This is a genomic window from Sphingobium sp. (assembly GCF_035511395.1).
Taxonomy (GTDB): domain Bacteria; phylum Pseudomonadota; class Alphaproteobacteria; order Sphingomonadales; family Sphingomonadaceae; genus Sphingobium.
On record NZ_DATKFP010000333.1, the window covers coordinates 1 to 16,880 of the forward strand.

14 protein-coding genes are annotated in these 16,880 nt (G+C 62.8%); 9 read left to right on the forward strand and 5 right to left on the reverse strand.

All coding sequences use genetic code 11. From position 1 onward, the window contains the following. Positions 1 to 301: 301 nt before the first annotated feature. Both clpA and VMR39_RS23025 read right to left on the reverse strand, forming a co-directional pair. Positions 302 to 2,620, reverse strand: a complete 2,319-nt coding sequence (gene clpA / locus VMR39_RS23020) for an ATP-dependent Clp protease ATP-binding subunit ClpA (RefSeq protein WP_325419541.1) — start codon at positions 2,618 to 2,620, stop codon at positions 302 to 304. Positions 2,621 to 2,773: 153 nt separating this feature from the next. Continuing rightward, a complete protein-coding gene (locus VMR39_RS23025) occupies positions 2,774 to 2,971 on the reverse strand; it encodes a DUF1192 domain-containing protein (protein WP_325419564.1) in 198 nt (65 codons plus the stop codon). Between the two features lie 116 nt (positions 2,972 to 3,087). Here VMR39_RS23025 and VMR39_RS23030 point away from each other — a divergent pair, with 116 nt between their 5' ends. The 6 genes from VMR39_RS23030 (at position 3,088) to msrA (ending at position 9,428) form a co-directional block, all read left to right on the forward strand. Beyond that, a complete protein-coding gene (locus tag VMR39_RS23030; protein ID WP_325419543.1) occupies positions 3,088 to 4,092 on the forward strand; it encodes an NAD(P)H-quinone oxidoreductase in 1,005 nt (334 codons plus the stop codon). A 152-nt stretch (positions 4,093 to 4,244) separates the two neighbouring features. Then, the gene (locus VMR39_RS23035) at positions 4,245 to 5,117 is read left to right on the forward strand and encodes a UDP-2,3-diacylglucosamine diphosphatase (RefSeq protein WP_325419545.1); all 873 of its coding nucleotides are present in this window, start codon (positions 4,245 to 4,247) and stop codon (positions 5,115 to 5,117) included. Between the two features lie 47 nt (positions 5,118 to 5,164). After that, complete coding sequence (locus VMR39_RS23040) at positions 5,165 to 6,193, forward strand: glycosyltransferase family 1 protein (protein ID WP_325419547.1); 1,029 nt, start codon at positions 5,165 to 5,167, stop codon at positions 6,191 to 6,193. 130 nt (positions 6,194 to 6,323) lie between these two features. Then, on the forward strand, positions 6,324 to 7,007 hold the full coding sequence (locus VMR39_RS23045; protein WP_325419566.1) for a DUF1013 domain-containing protein: 684 nt from the start codon (positions 6,324 to 6,326) through the stop codon (positions 7,005 to 7,007). Between the two features lie 137 nt (positions 7,008 to 7,144). Beyond that, positions 7,145 to 8,851: a long-chain fatty acid--CoA ligase gene (locus VMR39_RS23050; RefSeq protein ID WP_325419549.1), complete on the forward strand. Its 1,707-nt coding sequence runs from the start codon at positions 7,145 to 7,147 to the stop codon at positions 8,849 to 8,851. Between the two features lie 43 nt (positions 8,852 to 8,894). After that, positions 8,895 to 9,428 carry a peptide-methionine (S)-S-oxide reductase MsrA gene (msrA, locus tag VMR39_RS23055; RefSeq protein WP_325419551.1) on the forward strand — a complete coding sequence of 178 codons (534 nt, stop codon included), beginning with the start codon at positions 8,895 to 8,897 and terminating at the stop codon, positions 9,426 to 9,428. 275 nt (positions 9,429 to 9,703) lie between these two features. Here the strand turns inward: msrA and VMR39_RS23060 are convergent, their stop codons facing one another. The 3 genes from VMR39_RS23060 to VMR39_RS23070 all read right to left on the reverse strand — a co-directional run bounded on the left by VMR39_RS23060 (position 9,704) and on the right by VMR39_RS23070 (position 13,704). Further along, positions 9,704 to 10,087: a polymer-forming cytoskeletal protein gene (locus tag VMR39_RS23060; protein ID WP_325419554.1), complete on the reverse strand. Its 384-nt coding sequence runs from the start codon at positions 10,085 to 10,087 to the stop codon at positions 9,704 to 9,706. After that, a complete protein-coding gene (locus VMR39_RS23065; RefSeq protein WP_325419556.1) occupies positions 10,068 to 11,249 on the reverse strand; it encodes a peptidoglycan DD-metalloendopeptidase family protein in 1,182 nt (393 codons plus the stop codon). Before VMR39_RS23065 ends, VMR39_RS23060 begins: the two co-directional genes overlap by 20 nt. 157 nt (positions 11,250 to 11,406) lie before the next feature. Beyond that, positions 11,407 to 13,704, reverse strand: coding sequence for a putative bifunctional diguanylate cyclase/phosphodiesterase (locus VMR39_RS23070; protein WP_325419558.1), 2,298 nt, complete (start codon positions 13,702 to 13,704; stop codon positions 11,407 to 11,409). A gap of 351 nt (positions 13,705 to 14,055) precedes the next feature. Here VMR39_RS23070 and rpsL point away from each other — a divergent pair, with 351 nt between their 5' ends. The 3 genes from rpsL to fusA form a co-directional block, all read left to right on the forward strand. After that, on the forward strand, positions 14,056 to 14,427 hold the full coding sequence (rpsL, locus tag VMR39_RS23075; protein WP_004208728.1) for a 30S ribosomal protein S12: 372 nt from the start codon (positions 14,056 to 14,058) through the stop codon (positions 14,425 to 14,427). Between the two features lie 13 nt (positions 14,428 to 14,440). Continuing rightward, on the forward strand, positions 14,441 to 14,911 hold the full coding sequence (rpsG, locus tag VMR39_RS23080) for a 30S ribosomal protein S7 (protein ID WP_093020440.1): 471 nt from the start codon (positions 14,441 to 14,443) through the stop codon (positions 14,909 to 14,911). Between the two features lie 154 nt (positions 14,912 to 15,065). Continuing rightward, positions 15,066 to 16,880: elongation factor G (fusA, locus tag VMR39_RS23085; protein ID WP_325419562.1), on the forward strand; the 1,815-nt coding region annotated here is incomplete at its 3' end.

The window sequence follows — 16,880 nt, forward strand, 5'->3', positions numbered from 1 at the left end:
GGAAGTGCGCGATCTGATCGACCACCGGTGGGGCGTAGATCATCGCGGTGTGCGCCACGGGCATTACCATATGATCGGTCTGGCCCGCGCAGTGCGTGGCGGCCACGCTGCCGCAGGCGATGGGCGAGCAGGGCGGTTTGGACCGGGTGGCCGCCAAAGCCGTGGAGCAGGATGATGGCCTCGGAGCCGGTCGCATTCGTTGATTGATCAACCAAGCGCTTCTTCCCTAAATCCGAATATTTCCGCGACAAAAAAAGGCGGCCGCAAGCGGGCCGCCTTCTCCGTCATCGCGTAAAGGCGCTTACTTGGTGCCTTCGGTCGTCTTCGCCTTGCCACCCTTCTTGCCCTTCTTGGGCGCGGCAGGGGTGATTTCGAAGGCGAGCGCCTCATCCTTCATGCGGACATGGACCTCGCCGCCATGGACCAGCTTGCCGAACAGCAATTCCTCGGCCAGCGGCTGCTTGATCTTCTCCTGCATCAGGCGGCCCATCGGGCGGGCGCCATAGAGTTTGTCATAGCCCTTCTTGGTGAGCCACGCCTTGGCATCCTCATCCAGGGTGATGTGGACGTCGCGGTCGGCCAGTTGCAGTTCCAGCTGGAGCACGAACTTGTCGATGACGCGGGCGACGATTTCCGGCGGCAGATAGCCGAAGGGTACGATCGCATCGAGGCGGTTGCGGAATTCGGGGGTGAAGAGCTTCTTCACCGCGTCTTCCTGCACATCCTCACGGGTCAGTTCGCCAAAGCCGATCGATTCCTTCGCCATGTCCGACGCACCGGCATTGGTGGTCATGATGAGGATGGTGTTGCGGAAATCGACGGTCTTGCCGTGATGATCGGTCAGGCGGCCATTGTCCATCACCTGCAAGAGGATGTTGAACAGGTCCGGGTGCGCCTTTTCGATTTCATCGAGCAGCAGGACGCTGTGCGGATTCTGGTCGACCGCGTCGGTCAGCAGGCCGCCCTGATCATAGCCGACATAGCCCGGAGGGGCACCGATCAGCCGGCTGACCGAATGGCGTTCCATATATTCCGACATGTCGAACCGCTGGAGCGGGATGCCGAGCAGGGTCGCGAGCTGGCGCGCCACCTCCGTCTTGCCGACGCCGGTGGGGCCGGAGAAGAGATAGTTGCCGATCGGCTTGTCGGGATCGCGCAGGCCCGCGCGCGACAGCTTGATCGCGGACGACAGCACCTCGATCGCCTTGTCCTGGCCGAAGACGACGCGCTTCAGGTCGGTGGTCAGCGATTCCAGCACGCTCTTGTCGTCGGACGAGACGGTCTTCGGGGGGATGCGAGCCATGGTCGCGATGACCTGCTCGATCTCCTTGGGCGTGATCGTCTTCTTGCGCTTGGACGGCACCACCAGCATCTGCATCGCGCCGACTTCGTCGATCACGTCGATCGCCTTGTCGGGCAGCTTGCGGTCATTGATGTAGCGCGCGCTGAGTTCCACCGCCGCCTTGATCGCGTCGGGCGTATATTTGACGTGATGATGCTCCTCGAACGCGGTGCGCAGACCTGCGAGGATCTTGATCGTGTCCTCGATCGTCGGTTCGTTGACGTCGATCTTCTGGAACCGGCGCAGCAGCGCGCGGTCCTTTTCGAAATGGTTGCGGAATTCCTTGTAGGTGGTCGACCCGATGCAGCGGATCGTGCCGCCCGACAGCGCGGGCTTCAAGAGGTTCGACGCGTCCATCGCGCCGCCGCTGGTCGCGCCCGCGCCAATCACCGTATGGATCTCGTCGATGAAAAGCACGGCGTGCGGCATCTTTTCCAGTTCGGTGACGACCGCCTTCAGCCGTTCTTCAAAGTCGCCGCGATAGCGGGTGCCGGCCAGCAAAGCGCCCATGTCGAGCGAGTAGATGACCGCTTCCTTGAGCACGTCGGGCACTTCGCCCTCGACGATCTTGCGTGCCAGGCCTTCCGCGATCGCGGTCTTGCCCACGCCGGGATCGCCGACATAGAGCGGATTGTTCTTCGAGCGGCGGCACAGGATCTGGATCGTGCGTTCCACCTCCGCCGTGCGACCGATCAGCGGGTCGACCTTGCCGCGATCCGCCTTGTCATTGAGGTTGACGGTGAACTGGTCGAGGGCGCTGTCCTTCTTGCCTTTGCCGTCCTGCACCTTCTTTTCCTCCTCGGCGGCGCCCTTGGTCTCCTGACGCTCGGGCGTGGGCGTGCCCTTGCCGACGCCGTGGCTGATATAGCTGACGGCATCCAGACGGCTCATATCCTGCTGTTGCAGGAAGTAGACAGCATAGCTTTCGCGTTCGGAAAAGAGCGCGACCAGGACGTTGGCGCCGGTCACTTCATCCTTGCCAGACGACTGGACGTGCAGAATGGCGCGCTGGACCACGCGCTGGAATCCGCTGGTGGGGGACGGATCGCTCGATCCCTCGACCTTCAGGCTGTCCAGTTCGGTGTCGAGATAATGGGTGACGGCGTCGCCCAGTTCGCCCAGTTCCACGCCGCATGCCTGCATCACCTTCGACGCATGTTCATCGTCGATCAGCGCGAGGAGCAGATGCTCCAGCGTCGCATATTCATGCTTGCGCTCCGACGCGTGGGTCAGCGCATTATGCAGGGTGGTTTCAAGGGCGGGTGCGAATGAAGGCATATTATCTTACTCCAAGCCCCCAGGAGGGAGCGACCTTGAACCCTATGTCGGCATTGCTCGACGCTTGATCAAGGCATGTCGCCTGACCAGCGGAATTGCCAGACTGCCCAAGCCCGAAGAAGCCCTGAAAGGCGCTGGGGGCGGGACACCGGTTCACTGCTTGAATAGCGCCTCGGCATTTGCCTTGTGGTTAACGGCGCTTTCAATTTTTGATTTGGTCCGCGCGATTTCCGTTTCGAGGGCGGCGATCCGCGCTTCCAGTTCGGCCATGGACAGCGGACCCAGATCCTGTGTCAGCAGGCGGGCCAGCGGATCATCTCCCTTGCGCGGCAGATAGTCTTCCAAGTCCATGAATCGCAATGTTGACCCTGCGCACCACTCTGTCAATAAGGGCGCGTGTTCCCCCCTCATTTTAGCCATGGATTTTCGGGGCAGGACGAAACGGCAGCTTTTCGGGGGCGGCGGTGATGGCGAATATGTCGGCGATACCAGCGGAAATGACGGCGATCGGGATCGCTCAACCGGGCGGACCGGAGGCGCTGGTGGCCGAACGGCGACGGGTGCCGGTGCCCGGCGAGGACGAGGTGCTGATCAAGGTCGCGGCTGCGGGCGTGAACCGGCCCGATGTCCTCCAGCGGCAGGGGAAGTATCCGCCGCCGCCTGGCGTTTCCGACATTCCGGGGCTGGAGGTCGCAGGCACCATCGTTGCGGCGGGGAGCCGTGCCGACATGCTGGTCGGGCAGCAGGTCTGCGCGCTGCTCGCGGGCGGCGGCTATGCCGAATATGCGGTTGCGCCTGCGGGCCAGTGCCTGCCGGTGCCGGACGGCTATGACCTGGCTGAAGCGGCGGCGCTGCCGGAGACCCTCTTCACGGTCTGGACCAATTTGTTCGAGCGCGCCTATGTGGTGGGCGGCGACACGGTGCTCGTCCATGGCGGGACCAGCGGCATCGGCACGATGGCGATCACGTTGTGCCGGCTGTTCGATATCACCATCATCGTTACTTGCGGCAGCGACGAGAAATGCGCCCAGGCGCTGGAATGGGGCGCGCGCCATGCGATCAATTATCGCACGCAGGACTATGTCGCCGAAGTGAAGCGGATCACCGACGGGCAGGGGGTGCAGGCGGTGCTGGACATGGTCGGCGGCGATTATGTGCCGCGCAACCTGGAATGCCTGGCCGAAGATGGGCGGCATGTGTCGATCGCGGTGCTGGGCGGCGCGAAGGCCACCGTCTTCATCCCAGCGGTGATGACGAAACGGCTGACGATAACCGGATCAACGCTGCGGGCGCGGTCGACCGGGTTCAAGAGCCTGGTGGCGGATGAACTGATCCGCAATGTCTGGTCCTTCGTGGCCGAGGGGAAGCTGCGCCCGGCCATGGACGATAGGTTCAAGCTGGCGGACGCGGCCAAGGCCCATGCGCGGATGGATGCGGGTGAGCATTTCGGGAAAATCGTGCTGGTGGTGTGAGAAGGCCGGGACAGGATGCGCCATCCGTTCGGTGCTCTTTAACCGCCAAAAACCCCGAAAACCGTAGCATTTCCGTCATATTCCCTGCGAGATTGTAACATTGCGGCGTTAGGGATTCGCTCCCGAGGACACACGTCTTTGGGGATCGTATCATGAACGCCATTACGCGCCTGCCCTTCCTGAGCGAACTGGAAGAAGGCGCGGACGACCGCTTCCATATCCCGGAAAGGGAAGGGCAGCGTCGCCGCTATCGCACCATCTGGATTTCGGACATCCACCTCGGCACCCGCGGCTGCAACGCGACGATGCTGATCGATTTCCTCGACAATGTGGACAGCGACACCATCTATCTGGTGGGCGACATCATCGATGGTTGGCGGCTGAAGAAGCGCTTCTACTGGCCCGCCAGCCATAATGACGTTGTGTGGCGCCTGATGAAGCGCGCCAAGCGCGGCACGCGGGTCGTCTACATCCCCGGCAATCATGACGAGATGTTCCGTCAGTTTACCGGCATGAGCTTCGGCGGCGTCGAAATCCGGCGCAAGGCGATCCACACGACCGTCGACGGCCGCAAGCTGCTGGTGCTGCACGGCGACGAGTTCGACACGATCATGTTGGCGCACCGCTGGCTCGCCTTCGTCGGTGACGCAGCCTACACGACGCTGATGCGCCTGAATGTGGTGGTCAACGCGGTGCGGCAGCGCATGGGCCTGCCCTATTGGTCGCTCAGCAAGATGGCCAAGCACAAGGTCAAGAACGCCGTCTCCTTCATCTCCCGCTTCGAGGAGGTGGTGTCGCATGAAGCCGGCGCGCGCGGCGTCGATGGTGTGGTGTGCGGCCATATCCACAATGCCGAGATGCGTGAGATCGAGGGCGTCGAATATTATAACGACGGCGACTGGGTCGAAGGCTGCACCGCACTGGTCGAGCATGGCGACGGGCGGATGGAAGTGCTGCACTGGGCCGACGAGATTGCCAAGCGCGAGCAAGCCGAACGGAACGCGCCGGCGCGGATCGCGGCTTGACGTTGGATCAGGGTCCATCAGGGTCTGCAATGACGGAGCAAAGTGCCATGCGGATCGCCATTGTCACCGACGCCTGGACGCCGCAGGTGAATGGCGTGGTCCGCACGCTCCAGACGATCCAGCGCGAACTGGAGCATATGGGGCATGAGGTGAAGGTGATTTCGCCCGACCTCTACGGCTCCATTCCCTGTCCGACCTATCCCGAAATCCGGCTGGCGCTGGTCCGGTCGAGCGTGATCGGGCAGGAAATCGCGGCGTTCCGCCCCGATGCCGTGCATCTGGCGACCGAGGGGCCGCTCTGCGTCGCGGCACGGCGATGGTGCCTGCGCAGCGGCGTACCATTCACTACCGCCTATCATACCCATTTTCCCGACTATGTGGCGCAGCGCACCGGCCTGCCCGCCGTCTGGTTCTGGCGCTATATCCGCTGGTTCCACGGACCGGCGCAGGCGGTGTTGGTGTCGACCCGCTCCGTGCGCGATCAGCTCCGCGCTCATGGCGTCGCCAATGTGCGGCCGTGGGGCCGGGGCGTGGATCTGGACGCCTTCACCCCGGATGCGCCGTCGCCGGCCTTCTTCGCGGATCTGCCGCGTCCGATCATGCTCTATGTCGGGCGCGTCGCGGTAGAGAAGAATCTGGAAGCCTTCCTGGCGACCGAGCATGAAGGCACCAAGATAGTCGTCGGCGACGGTCCGGCACGCGCGGCGCTGGCGCGGACCTATCCACAGGCGCGCTTCACCGGGCCGATGTTCGGCGCGGAACTGGCCGGTGCCTATGCCGGTGCCGATGTCTTCGTCTTTCCCAGCCGCACCGACACATTCGGCCTCGTCATGATCGAGGCGCTGGCCTGCGGCACGCCGGTCGCGGCCTATCCGGTCACGGGGCCGATCGACATCGTGACGCCCGATATCGGAGCCCTGTCGGAGGATATGGGGAAGGCGATCGAGGCCGCGCTGACGCGCGACCGCGCCGCCTGCGCCGCCTATGGCGGCAGCTTCAGCTGGGAACGCAGTGCGCGAGAATTCCTGTCCGGCCTGCATGAAATCGACCCGGAGGTCATCGAAAGCGCCGCCTGACGCTTTTTCCCTGCCGGATTTTCTTGCCGCACGCGCCGGGATGGACTATCCCTGCCCCGTCGAGGCCGCCCTGATTGGGCGGCCCTTATCGTTTTTACGTGCCGGAGATGACCCCGTGTCCCAGCCTCTCATGCCCCACGCGACTGCCAGCTGGCTGGTCGACAACAGCGCTCTGAGCTTCGACCAGATCGCCGAATTCTGCGGGCTTCATATCCTTGAAGTGCAGGCGATCGCCGACGATACCGCCAGCATCAAATATACCGGCCGTGATCCGGTCCGCGCCCATGAGATCACCATGGAAGAAATCCACAAGGGCGAGAATAACCCCGATTACAAGCTCAAGATGCTGAAGGGGCCGGAGCCGGTCCGCCGCACCAAGGGGCCGCGCTACACCCCGGTCAGCAAGCGCCAGGACAAGCCGGACGGCATCGCCTGGATCCTGCGCAACCATCCGGAGATTTCGGACGGCGCGATCGGCAAGCTGATCGGCACCACCCGGACCACTATTGCTGCGATCCGCGATCGCACCCACTGGAACATCAGCAACATCGTGCCCAAGGATCCGGTGACGCTGGGCCTCTGCTCGCAGCGCGAACTGGATTCGCTTGTGACCAAGGCGGCGAAGAAGGCGGGCATCGAGGCGCCGACCGATTCGCGTCTGGACGGCGATCGTGAAGCGCTGATCGAGGAACTGCGCCGCGAGCGCCAGGACGCCGCGCGTCGCGCCGAAGAGGCGCTCAAGAGCGAGTCCGACTTCATTTCCGGCGCCGCCACGATCCTCGATCCGTTCAGCAGCAACAAGGGCGAGGTGTAATGCCGTAGCGTCATCGGCGGCCCGGATTGTTGCCGCCATGATGCTGGATTTTGAAGGGCCGCGCCGACATTCGGCGCGGCCCTTTTTCATTTGGTTGACGCTTGCGTAAAGCAGATCATGGCCATACACTTCGGTCCATGGAGAGCGTAGAAAAAATCCTGACGGATCATTATCGTCATCCCACCAAGTGGGATCAGACCTTCCCCCCGCTGTCGATGGGACAGATGGTGACGGACAGCGCCACCGCGCATCCGCAGGCCCATATGATCGATTTCATGGGCCGCAAGTTCAGCTATGGTGAGATGCATGATCAGATCCGCCGCGTAGCCTGTGGCCTGCAGGCGATGGGCGTGAAGAAGGGCGACCGGGTCGGCCTCTATCTGCCCAATACCCCCCATTATGTTGCGGCCTATTATGGCGCGCTGATGGCCGGCGCGATCGTCGTCAACTTCTCCCCCCTCTATACCGCCGCCGAACTGGAGCATCAGGTCGAGGATAGCGGTACGAAAATCCTCTTCACCCTGTCGGCCAAGGCGCTGCTGCCGACCGCGCTGGAAGTGCTGGAGCACAGCACGCTGGAAACCCTGATCGTCGGATCGGTCGCGGAGGTGCTATCACCCGTCAAATCACTGCTGTTCCGCTGGTTCAAGGCGAGCGAGAGCGTGGCGCTGCCCGACGACCCGCGCGTCGTCCGCTATGACCGGTTCATGGCGAACAGGGGCGATTGCGCGGTGGCGGAAATCGATCCGGTCAACGACATCGCGCTGCTGCAATATACCGGTGGCACCACCGGAACGCCCAAGGGCGCGATGCTGACGCACCAGAATCTGACCGCCAATGCGCGTCAGGCGCAGGCGATCGACCCGCATGCCAATGAAGAGGACCGCATCATCGCGGTGCTGCCCTTCTTCCATGTCTTCGCCAATACCTGCACGCTCAACCGCACCGTGATGAACGGCGGCGAGATGGTGATGCTGCCGCGCTTCGATGCGGCGCAGGTGCTGGCGGCGGTGCAGCGGGTCAAGGCGACATCGCTGCCGGGCGTGCCGACCATGTATCAGGCGCTGCTCGATCATCCGGCGATCCGCAATATCGATTTCTCCTCGCTGCGGGCCTGCATTTCGGGTGGTGCGCCGCTGCCGCTGGAACTGAAGCAGAAGTTCGAGGCCGCGACCGGCGCGCGGCTGATCGAGGGCTATGGCCTGACCGAAACCAGCCCGATCGTCTGCTCCAACCCCTATGAAGGGCTGAACAAGAGCGGGACCGTAGGCCAGCCGGTTCCGGGCACCCAGGTGAAGTTGGTCGATCGGGAAGACCCGACCCGGCCGCCTCCGGAAGGCGAGCCGGGCGAGTTGCTCTTTGCCGGGCCGCAGATCATGAAGGGCTATTGGAACCGCCCGGATGCGGACGCCGAAGTGTTTGTCGGCCACTATGTCCGCACCGGTGATGTCGGCATCATCGACGAGGATGGCTATGTGAAGATTGTCGACCGCCTCAAGGACATGATCGCGGTAGGCGGGTTCAAGGTCTTCCCCAGTCAGGTGGAATCAGTCCTCTACCATAACCCAGCGGTCAAGGAGGCTCTGGTGATCGGCGTGCCCGATCGCTATCGCGGCGAACAGCCCAAGGCCTTCGTGACGCTGAACGAAGGCGCGGACATTGACGGGCTTGGCCTGAAAGAATGGCTCAACCCGCAACTCGGCAAGCATGAGCGGGTGTGCGAGGTGGAAGTGCGCCTCAATTTGCCCAAAACGCTGGTCGGTAAGCTGTCGCGCAAGGAACTGGTGGTCGAAGAGCGGGCCAAGGCGGAAGCGGCCACGAAGGAGGCTGGAACCGCGGCCTGATCCTTCCTATCTGCATGCGCAACACAGATAAGGAAATCGACATATGGCCGACGAAATCGCGACGCTTGCCGGGGGATGCTTCTGGTGCACCGAAGCGGTGTATCAGAATCTCAAGGGCGTGAAGGCGGTAGAAAGCGGCTATATCGGCGGCAAGCTGCCCAATCCGACCTATGAGCAGGTCTGTTCGGGCGCCACCGGCCATGCCGAGGCGATCCGCATCAGCTATGATCCGACGGCGATCAGCTATGCAGACTTGCTCGATATCTTCTTCGCCACGCATAATCCGACGACGCTGAATCGCCAGGGCAATGATATCGGTACCCAGTATCGCTCGGCCATCTTTCCCCATTCGTCCGAGCAGGAGAGCGAGGCGCGTGCCGGAATCGAACGGGCGCAGGCGGACCAGAGCGACCCGATCGTCACCGCGATAGAACCGGACGCGCCCTGGTATCCGGCCGAGGATTATCACCAGAAATATTGGGACCGGGTCGGCGACCAGAATCCCTATTGCGTGGCGGTAATCCCGCCCAAGCTGGCCAAGCTGCGCAAGGGCTTTGCCGCGCGGATCGACGAATAAGGATCGGGGCGGCGCCGCAGCGATACGGCGCACGCTTTTACGCGGCGATCCCGATCATCGTTAGGGAAGGGGCCGCATGCTGATCAGCGTATAGATGCCGATCACGACACCGCCGCCGGCGAAGCCCAGCAGGAAACGGCGAATATCAGGCCAGAAGTCGGGACGTTCCATCGCGCACCTCTTTCCCATCGGGATGACGGCGCGGGCGATAGCCCCCGCGATGGGGCGCAACCAGTGACAAATATCGTTAGGGAAGCGTGCGCCGTATCGCGCGATCAGTCCGCGCTGTCGTTGGCGATCAGCTTGAGGTCCGCCGTCGGGGCATCCTTGTCCCGATGGGTGAAGCGGCCCTCGATGCGGCTGCCGGCCTCGATCGAGATGCTGGCATAGCTGATGTCGCCGGTAATCCGGGCGCTGCTTTCCACGACCAGTTCCTGCGCCGTGATCGATCCGTCGACCAATCCCGCGAGGCGGGCGCTTTGCGCGGTGACGTGGCCGGTGATGCGGCTGTCCGGCCCCTGCACCAGCGACGCGCAGCTTATATCCCCTTCGATCGCGCCATCGACATGCAGGTCGACCGACGCGGAAAGGTTGCCGTTGATCGTGACGTCCCCGCCAATCAGCGAGAAGGGGGTATGCTTAGCCCCGGTTGCCGACATCGGCGAAACGGGCCGTGGCGACTTGCTGGATCTGGAGAACATCCTTGCGGGCCTCTAGGAAGGAGCGGGGGTTGACGGCCTGGCCGTTCAGCCGGACCTCGAAATGAAGATGCGGACCGGTGGAACGGCCCGTCGACCCCATAAGGGCGATCTTCTCCCCGCGCGATACCTTTTCACCGACATGCGCGGCGAAACCCGACAGATGCGCATACCGAGTCATGATGCCGTTGCCATGTTCGATCTCGACGACATTGCCATAGCCCTGGCGCTGGCCGATGAAGCTGACCTTGCCGTCCGCCGCGGCGTTGATCGTTTGTCCGCGCCGCCCGGGGAAATCGAGGCCGGCATGGAAGGCGGCATGGCCGTTGAAGGGATCGCGGCGATAGCCATAGGAACTGGACAGCATCGGCGTGGCGGTGGGCTGGCCTGATGGGATGGTCAGCAGGCTGCGCTCCAGAAACTCCATCCGCGCCATGGCGTCGGCCAGGTTTTCCAGTTCGCCCGTCATCGCGCCCTTGTCGCCCTTCCAGGGGACGAAGGGACCGCCCTGGGCGCGGGCGGCGCTGCGGGCGAGCTTGTCGGGGTTGAGGCCGAAGCTGCGGATAGCGGCGGCGGCCTTGCCGGCGCGGCGCTCGACCGCATGGGTCAGTAGCAGGGCGAAACGGCGCTGACGTTCCTCCAGCTTGACCAGTGGCCCGGCCTCTGGCCCCATGCTGATCTTGGCAGAGGCGCCGTCCTTCTTGTCGCCTTTCTCAGAACCCAGCAGATCGGCGCCGGCCTTGTTGCTGTCCTCCGCGCCGAAATGGGTCTTGTAGAGGTCGTCCATGAAGTCCTGGCGGGCTTTCAGATCCTCCGCGAGTTCCTCGACCGACTGGCGATAGCCCTCGACCTTGCTCGCGGCGGTGGCGACCGATTTGCCCCGGGCGCTGAGCGCCGCACGCTGCTGCGCGATCGAGGCATTGTTCGCCAGCATCGACACGGTGACGCCACCCCAGCCGATCAGCGTGGCTGCGGCAAGACAGGCGGCACCTATCTGGGCACGACGCGAAATACGGATGAATTTGACCTGACCGCCGGATCGCAGGAAAATTTCCCGCTCAGGACACAGGGCGACAAGCCGGTCCCGGAGGCCGGCCACCCCCTTCTTCTTCTGATGCGACAATTGCGACCCCGCGACTTTCTTTTCGAGTCGAGCCGGTAGCAAAGGCTGAACGATCGTGCGAATCCGCTACCCCGGACTCGTGACGAGTCGGACGGCGAACGCGGTGAAATGACGCAAGCGCGAATTGGTTCCGCACTTCTGACAATATTTTTCACTTTTATCGGGCTTGGGGAAGCACCTGCGCCAATGTCCCTGATCGCAACCGATCCTCTAACGTAGCGGCTGGCATGGCGGCGCCGAAATGGAAACCCTGCCCATAATGGCACCCGCCTGCGCGCAGATAGTCAAGTTGTCGTTGATTTTCCACGCCTTCGGCCACCGTACGAATGCCAAGGCTATAGGCCAGGTTGAGCACGGTACGCACGATCGCGGCGTCATCTGGATCGGTTTCCAGGTCGCGCACAAAGCGTTGATCAATCTTGATGATATCGATCGGAAACTGTTTGAGGTGGGAAAGGGAGGCATAGCCCGTTCCGAAATCGTCGAGAGCGATGGCGATGCCGCCTTCGTTCAGCCGTTGCAGCACGCGCTCGACTCGATCGGCATTGCGGCCGAGGAATACCGATTCCGTGACTTCCAGTTCGATCATGGCAGGCGGCAGGTTCGCCTGAGCCAGTCGATCCAGGAGTCTGTCGACAAAGCGGTCGTCATTGAGGTCCGCGCCCGACACATTGAACGCGACATGGCCGAAATCCAGGCCGGCGTCGTACCAGCGGCGGCAATCGGTGACGATGCCATCGATCATCTGCGCGGTTATGGCTGGCCCGAGTTCGGGATGTTCGAAGGCGGCGGCGATGTCGCCGGGCATGATCATGCCGCCAGCGGCAGTGGGGCAACGGAAGAGCGCCTCGAACCCTTGCAGCGCACCCGTGTCGAGCGCGATCTTGGGTTGATACCAGGGGGCGGGGCGCTCCTGCGCCAGGACGTGTCGGGCGCGGTCCAGCATCGCCGCCTCGCGCTCCCAATTGTCGAGCAGGAGGGGGCCGAACAGCGTGGCGCGGCCCCGGCCGCTATTTTTGGCATGGTAGAGCGCGATGTCGGCATGTTTGATCAGAGAGGCGACGTCGTCGCCATGCTCGGGGAAAAGCGCGACCCCGATGCTGACCCGGCTTTCGATCGGGCGACTGCCATAGTTGAGCGGTGCGTGGAGATGCTCGCTGATCCGGGCGAGGATTGGTTGCAGCGCGTCGGCGTCGGACAGGTGTGTCAGCAGCACCGCGAATTCGTCGCCGCCCATGCGCGCGACCAGATCGTCGGGGCGCAGGGCGTGGCGCAACCGCGTCGCCACGGCGCACAGCAGCGCGTCGCCGGCGTCGTGGCCGGCAGTATCGTTGACGCGCTTGAATTCGTCGAGATCAATCAGCAGGACAGCCGACAGATTCGTCCGCCCCTCCATAGTCACCGTCGCCTGGGTCAAGGCAGCCATGAAATGCGATCGATTGGCGAGGCCGGTCAGAGCATCGGACATGGCCAGATGCTCCAGATGCTCTTCGACCTCCTTGCGCTCGGTAATATCGACCACGCTCGTCACGAAGCAGGATTCATTGTCGATGACGATCGGTCGGGTCGACAGCAATGCGCTGCGAATCGCGCCGTCGCTGCGGCGCAGCCGGCATTCGAAATTGTCGATCACCTCGCCACGCTGGAGCCGATCGAACAGTTCATCGCGCGATGGCAGGTCTACATAGGTTCGATTGACATTGTCGAGGGCGACATCCCGCCCCATCGCATAACCATCGGCGGCGGCGCGGTTCATTCGCAGCACGCTGCCGTCACGGCGCGTCTCCAGGAGCGGCAGGGGCACCGCCATGAACATCCGTTCCAGTGTGTCGCGACTGTCCGCAAGCGCTTCCTGCGCGGTGCGGGCCAGCCGACCGGCAGTCCATTCCTGCCGTTGAAGCCGATTGTGTCGCGCTATCGTCAGCCACATGCCGCAATGCAGGATCAGCATGGCGAGCGCCATGCCCAGCATGGTGCGGGATGCCGGAACGGGCGCGAGATAGCCGATCAGCAAGACGATCCCGCAGCCCAGCCCGCCGCCGACATTGCCCCGGAAACTGGTGGGCACGACGAGGTAGAAGACCAGCGGCAGCATGACCAGCACGAAGATGGCTATGTCGCTGCGCGAACTGACCAGAAAGGCGACGCCGATCGCGGTGACGAACTGCCAGGCGAAGCACAGCCGCTCGACTGCCTCGAAGTTCGTCATGCGGCGGCTGAGCGCTAGGCAGAAAAGCGACCAGAGCACGACCGACATGCGTGCAGGCACGGCAACCCAGAAATGGGGCGTGCCGGCAAAGCGCCAGTCGCTTATCAGAAAAAGGGCGTTGAGGAGCGCGGAAAGCAGGAACAGCAGTCGTGCATGGCGCCGATATTCCGGCAGTCTTTCGGCCTGGAATGCCGATTCCCTTGCTGGGTCGCGAAACTCGCCGGTAAAGGAAGATAAAAGGGTCACGGTTCGCCTATGTTGCGGGCAGATCGGATGATAGGAAGATTACGGTTACCAATTGCCTAACCTTTTGAAATAACGCGAGGCATCTTGCGCCAGGATCGCGTCGCTGGCCGTGTTCTTGACCCATGGCCTGCGCATCGCTATAGCGCCGCTCGCCCAGCGGCCTGCCGTGCGAAGATTCGTCTCCATGCGTCATTTGGCTGGGCAACATTAGAGCTGAACATTGCCGGGTGCTCTTGTGGCTCCAGGGGATATTCATCCCCGGGGCCTTTGCCGTTTTGGACATGAATATGTCCCGTTCGGCACGGAACACGGGAATGATCCGGTAAAGTAACTGAGAAGGTGAAGGGCTTCATGCCAACAATCAACCAGCTGGTCCGCAAGGGCCGCGAGCTGCAGAAGACCAAGTCCAAGGTCCCTGCAATGGATGCGAACCCGCAAAAGCGCGGCGTTTGCACCCGCGTCTACACGACGACCCCGAAGAAGCCGAACTCGGCTCTTCGTAAGGTGGCGAAGGTGCGTCTGGTCAACCAGCGCGAAGTCATCACCTACATTCCGGGTGAAGGCCACAACCTTCAGGAGCACAGCGTTGTCCTGATCCGCGGCGGCCGCGTACGCGACCTTCCCGGTGTGCGTTATCATGTGCTGCGCGGCGTTCTGGATACCCAGGGCGTCAAGGACCGTAAGCAGAGCCGTTCGAAGTACGGCGCGAAGCGTCCGAAGTAAGGGAGACTAGAATATGTCACGTCGTCGTCGCCCCGAAAAGCGCGTTATCCTGCCCGATCCCAAGTTCGGTGACATCGTGCTGTCGAAGTTCATGAACAGCATCATGCAGGACGGCAAGAAGGCCGTCGCCGAATCGATCGTCTATGGTGCCCTCGACACTGTCGAGACCCGCGCCAAGAAGGATCCGATCGGTCTGTTCCATGACGCGCTGAACAATGTGAAGCCCGGCATCGAAGTCCGCAGCCGCCGTGTCGGCGGTGCGACCTACCAGGTTCCTGTCGAAGTTCGTCCCGAACGTTCGCAGGCTCTGGCGATCCGCTGGCTGATCACCGCCGCGCGCAACCGCAGCGAAACCACGATGGCCGCGCGCCTGTCGGGTGAACTGCTGGATGCCGCCAACAACCGCGGCAATGCCGTGAAGAAGCGCGAAGATACGCACCGCATGGCGGAAGCGAACCGCGCCTTCTCGCACTACCGCTGGTAATAGCAGGGCGGGCACCTATGTGTCCGCCTTGTCATTTGGCTACCAAATCGGTCCGTTCGCCGGGGGTCTACCCATGGCGGACGGATTGGTTTAGGGGCCACGCGCAGAATAAACGAATCCCCAACCGCCGGCCGACCGGCAACGGAGAAGCATCATGGCCCGCAGCCATCCGCTCGAACGCTATCGCAATTTCGGTATCATGGCGCACATCGACGCCGGTAAGACCACCACGACCGAGCGTATCCTTTACTACACCGGCAAGTCCTACAAGATCGGCGAAGTCCATGACGGCGCCGCCACCATGGACTGGATGGAGCAGGAGCAGGAGCGTGGTATCACCATCACGTCGGCTGCGACGACCTGCATCTGGAACGACCACCGTCTGAACATCATCGACACCCCCGGCCACGTCGACTTCACCATCGAAGTCGAACGTTCGCTGCGCGTGCTGGACGGCGCGGTTGCCGCGTTCGACGGCGTTGCCGGCGTTGAGCCGCAGTCGGAGACCGTGTGGCGCCAGGCGGACAAGTACAAGGTTCCGCGGATGTGCTTCATCAACAAGCTCGACCGCACCGGCGCCAACTTCTATTATTGCGTGCAGACGATCATCGACCGTCTGGGCGCCGTCCCGGCCGTCCTGTATCTGCCCATCGGCGCCGAAGCCGATTTCAAGGGTCTGGTCGACCTGGTCGAGAACCGCGCCATCATCTGGAAGGATGAGAGCCTAGGCGCCGAATTCTTCTATGAAGAAATCCCGGCCGACCTCGCCGACAAGGCCGCCGAATATCGCGAAAAGCTGATCGAGCTTGCCGTCGAGCAGGACGACGCTGCTATGGAAGCCTATCTGGAAGGCAATGAGCCTGACGTCGCGACCCTCAAGGCGCTGATCCGCAAGGGTACGCTGGGTCACGCCTTCGTGCCTGTGCTGTGCGGATCGGCTTTCAAGAACAAGGGCGTTCAGCCGCTGCTCGACGCCGTCGTCGACTATCTGCCTTCGCCGCTCGACATCGAAGACGTCCAGGGCGTCAAGATGGACGGCGAAACGCCGGACAGCCGTCCGACCGCCGACGATGCGCCGTTCGCTGGCCTCGCGTTCAAGATCATGAACGACCCGTTCGTCGGTTCGCTCACCTTCCTGCGCGTCTATTCGGGCACCCTGACCAAGGGCACGTATCTGAACTCGGTCAAGGACAAGAAGGAAAAGATCGGCCGTATGCTCCTGATGCACGCCAACTCGCGTGAGGACATCGAGGAAGCGTTCGCGGGCGACATCGTCGCACTGGCGGGCCTCAAGGAAACCACCACCGGGGACACGCTCTGCGCCGCCAACGCGCCGATCATCCTCGAGCGGATGGAATTCCCCGAGCCGGTCATCGAGCTGTCGGTGGAACCGAAGACCAAGGCCGACCAGGAAAAGATGGGTATCGCGCTCAATCGCCTCGCCGCCGAGGATCCCTCGTTCCGCGTGTCGACCGACCATGAATCGGGCCAGACGATCATCAAGGGCATGGGCGAGCTTCACCTCGACATCCTCGTCGATCGCATGAAGCGCGAGTTCAAGGTCGAAGCGAATGTCGGCGCGCCGCAGGTGGCGTACCGCGAATCGCTCGCGAAGCCGGTCGACGTCGACTACACCCACAAGAAGCAGTCGGGCGGCTCGGGCCAGTTCGGCCGCGTCAAGGTCAGCGTCGCTCCTGGCGAACGCGGCTCGGGCATCACCTTCATCGACGAGATCAAGGGCGGCAACATCCCGCGCGAATATATCCCGTCGGTCGAAAAGGGCATGCGCGAGTCGGCCGAAAACGGTCACATGATCGGCTTCCCGATCATCGACTTCGAAATCAAGCTCACGGACGGCGCCTACCACGACGTCGACTCGTCGGCGCTGGCGTTCGAAATCGCGGGCCGTGCGGCGATGCGCGAAGTCGCGGCGAAGGCCGGCATCAAGCTGCTCGAACCGGTGATGAAG

Bases quoted from the DNA above. Each gene is read 5' to 3' on its own strand.
- msrA (WP_325419551.1), top strand. From the start codon at position 8,895: ATGGCCGACGAAATCGCGACGCTTGCCGGGGGATGCTTCTGGTGCACC.
- VMR39_RS23050 (WP_325419549.1), top strand. From the start codon at position 7,145: ATGGAGAGCGTAGAAAAAATCCTGACGGATCATTATCGTCATCCCACC.
- VMR39_RS23030 (WP_325419543.1), top strand. From the start codon at position 3,088: ATGGCGAATATGTCGGCGATACCAGCGGAAATGACGGCGATCGGGATC.
- VMR39_RS23025 (WP_325419564.1), bottom strand. From the start codon at position 2,971: ATGGACTTGGAAGACTATCTGCCGCGCAAGGGAGATGATCCGCTGGCC.
- VMR39_RS23045 (WP_325419566.1), top strand. From the start codon at position 6,324: ATGCCCCACGCGACTGCCAGCTGGCTGGTCGACAACAGCGCTCTGAGC.
- VMR39_RS23060 (WP_325419554.1), bottom strand. From the start codon at position 10,087: ATGTCGGCAACCGGGGCTAAGCATACCCCCTTCTCGCTGATTGGCGGG.
- rpsL (WP_004208728.1), top strand. From the start codon at position 14,056: ATGCCAACAATCAACCAGCTGGTCCGCAAGGGCCGCGAGCTGCAGAAG.
- rpsG (WP_093020440.1), top strand. From the start codon at position 14,441: ATGTCACGTCGTCGTCGCCCCGAAAAGCGCGTTATCCTGCCCGATCCC.
- clpA (WP_325419541.1), bottom strand. From the start codon at position 2,620: ATGCCTTCATTCGCACCCGCCCTTGAAACCACCCTGCATAATGCGCTG.
- VMR39_RS23035 (WP_325419545.1), top strand. From the start codon at position 4,245: ATGAACGCCATTACGCGCCTGCCCTTCCTGAGCGAACTGGAAGAAGGC.
- VMR39_RS23040 (WP_325419547.1), top strand. From the start codon at position 5,165: ATGCGGATCGCCATTGTCACCGACGCCTGGACGCCGCAGGTGAATGGC.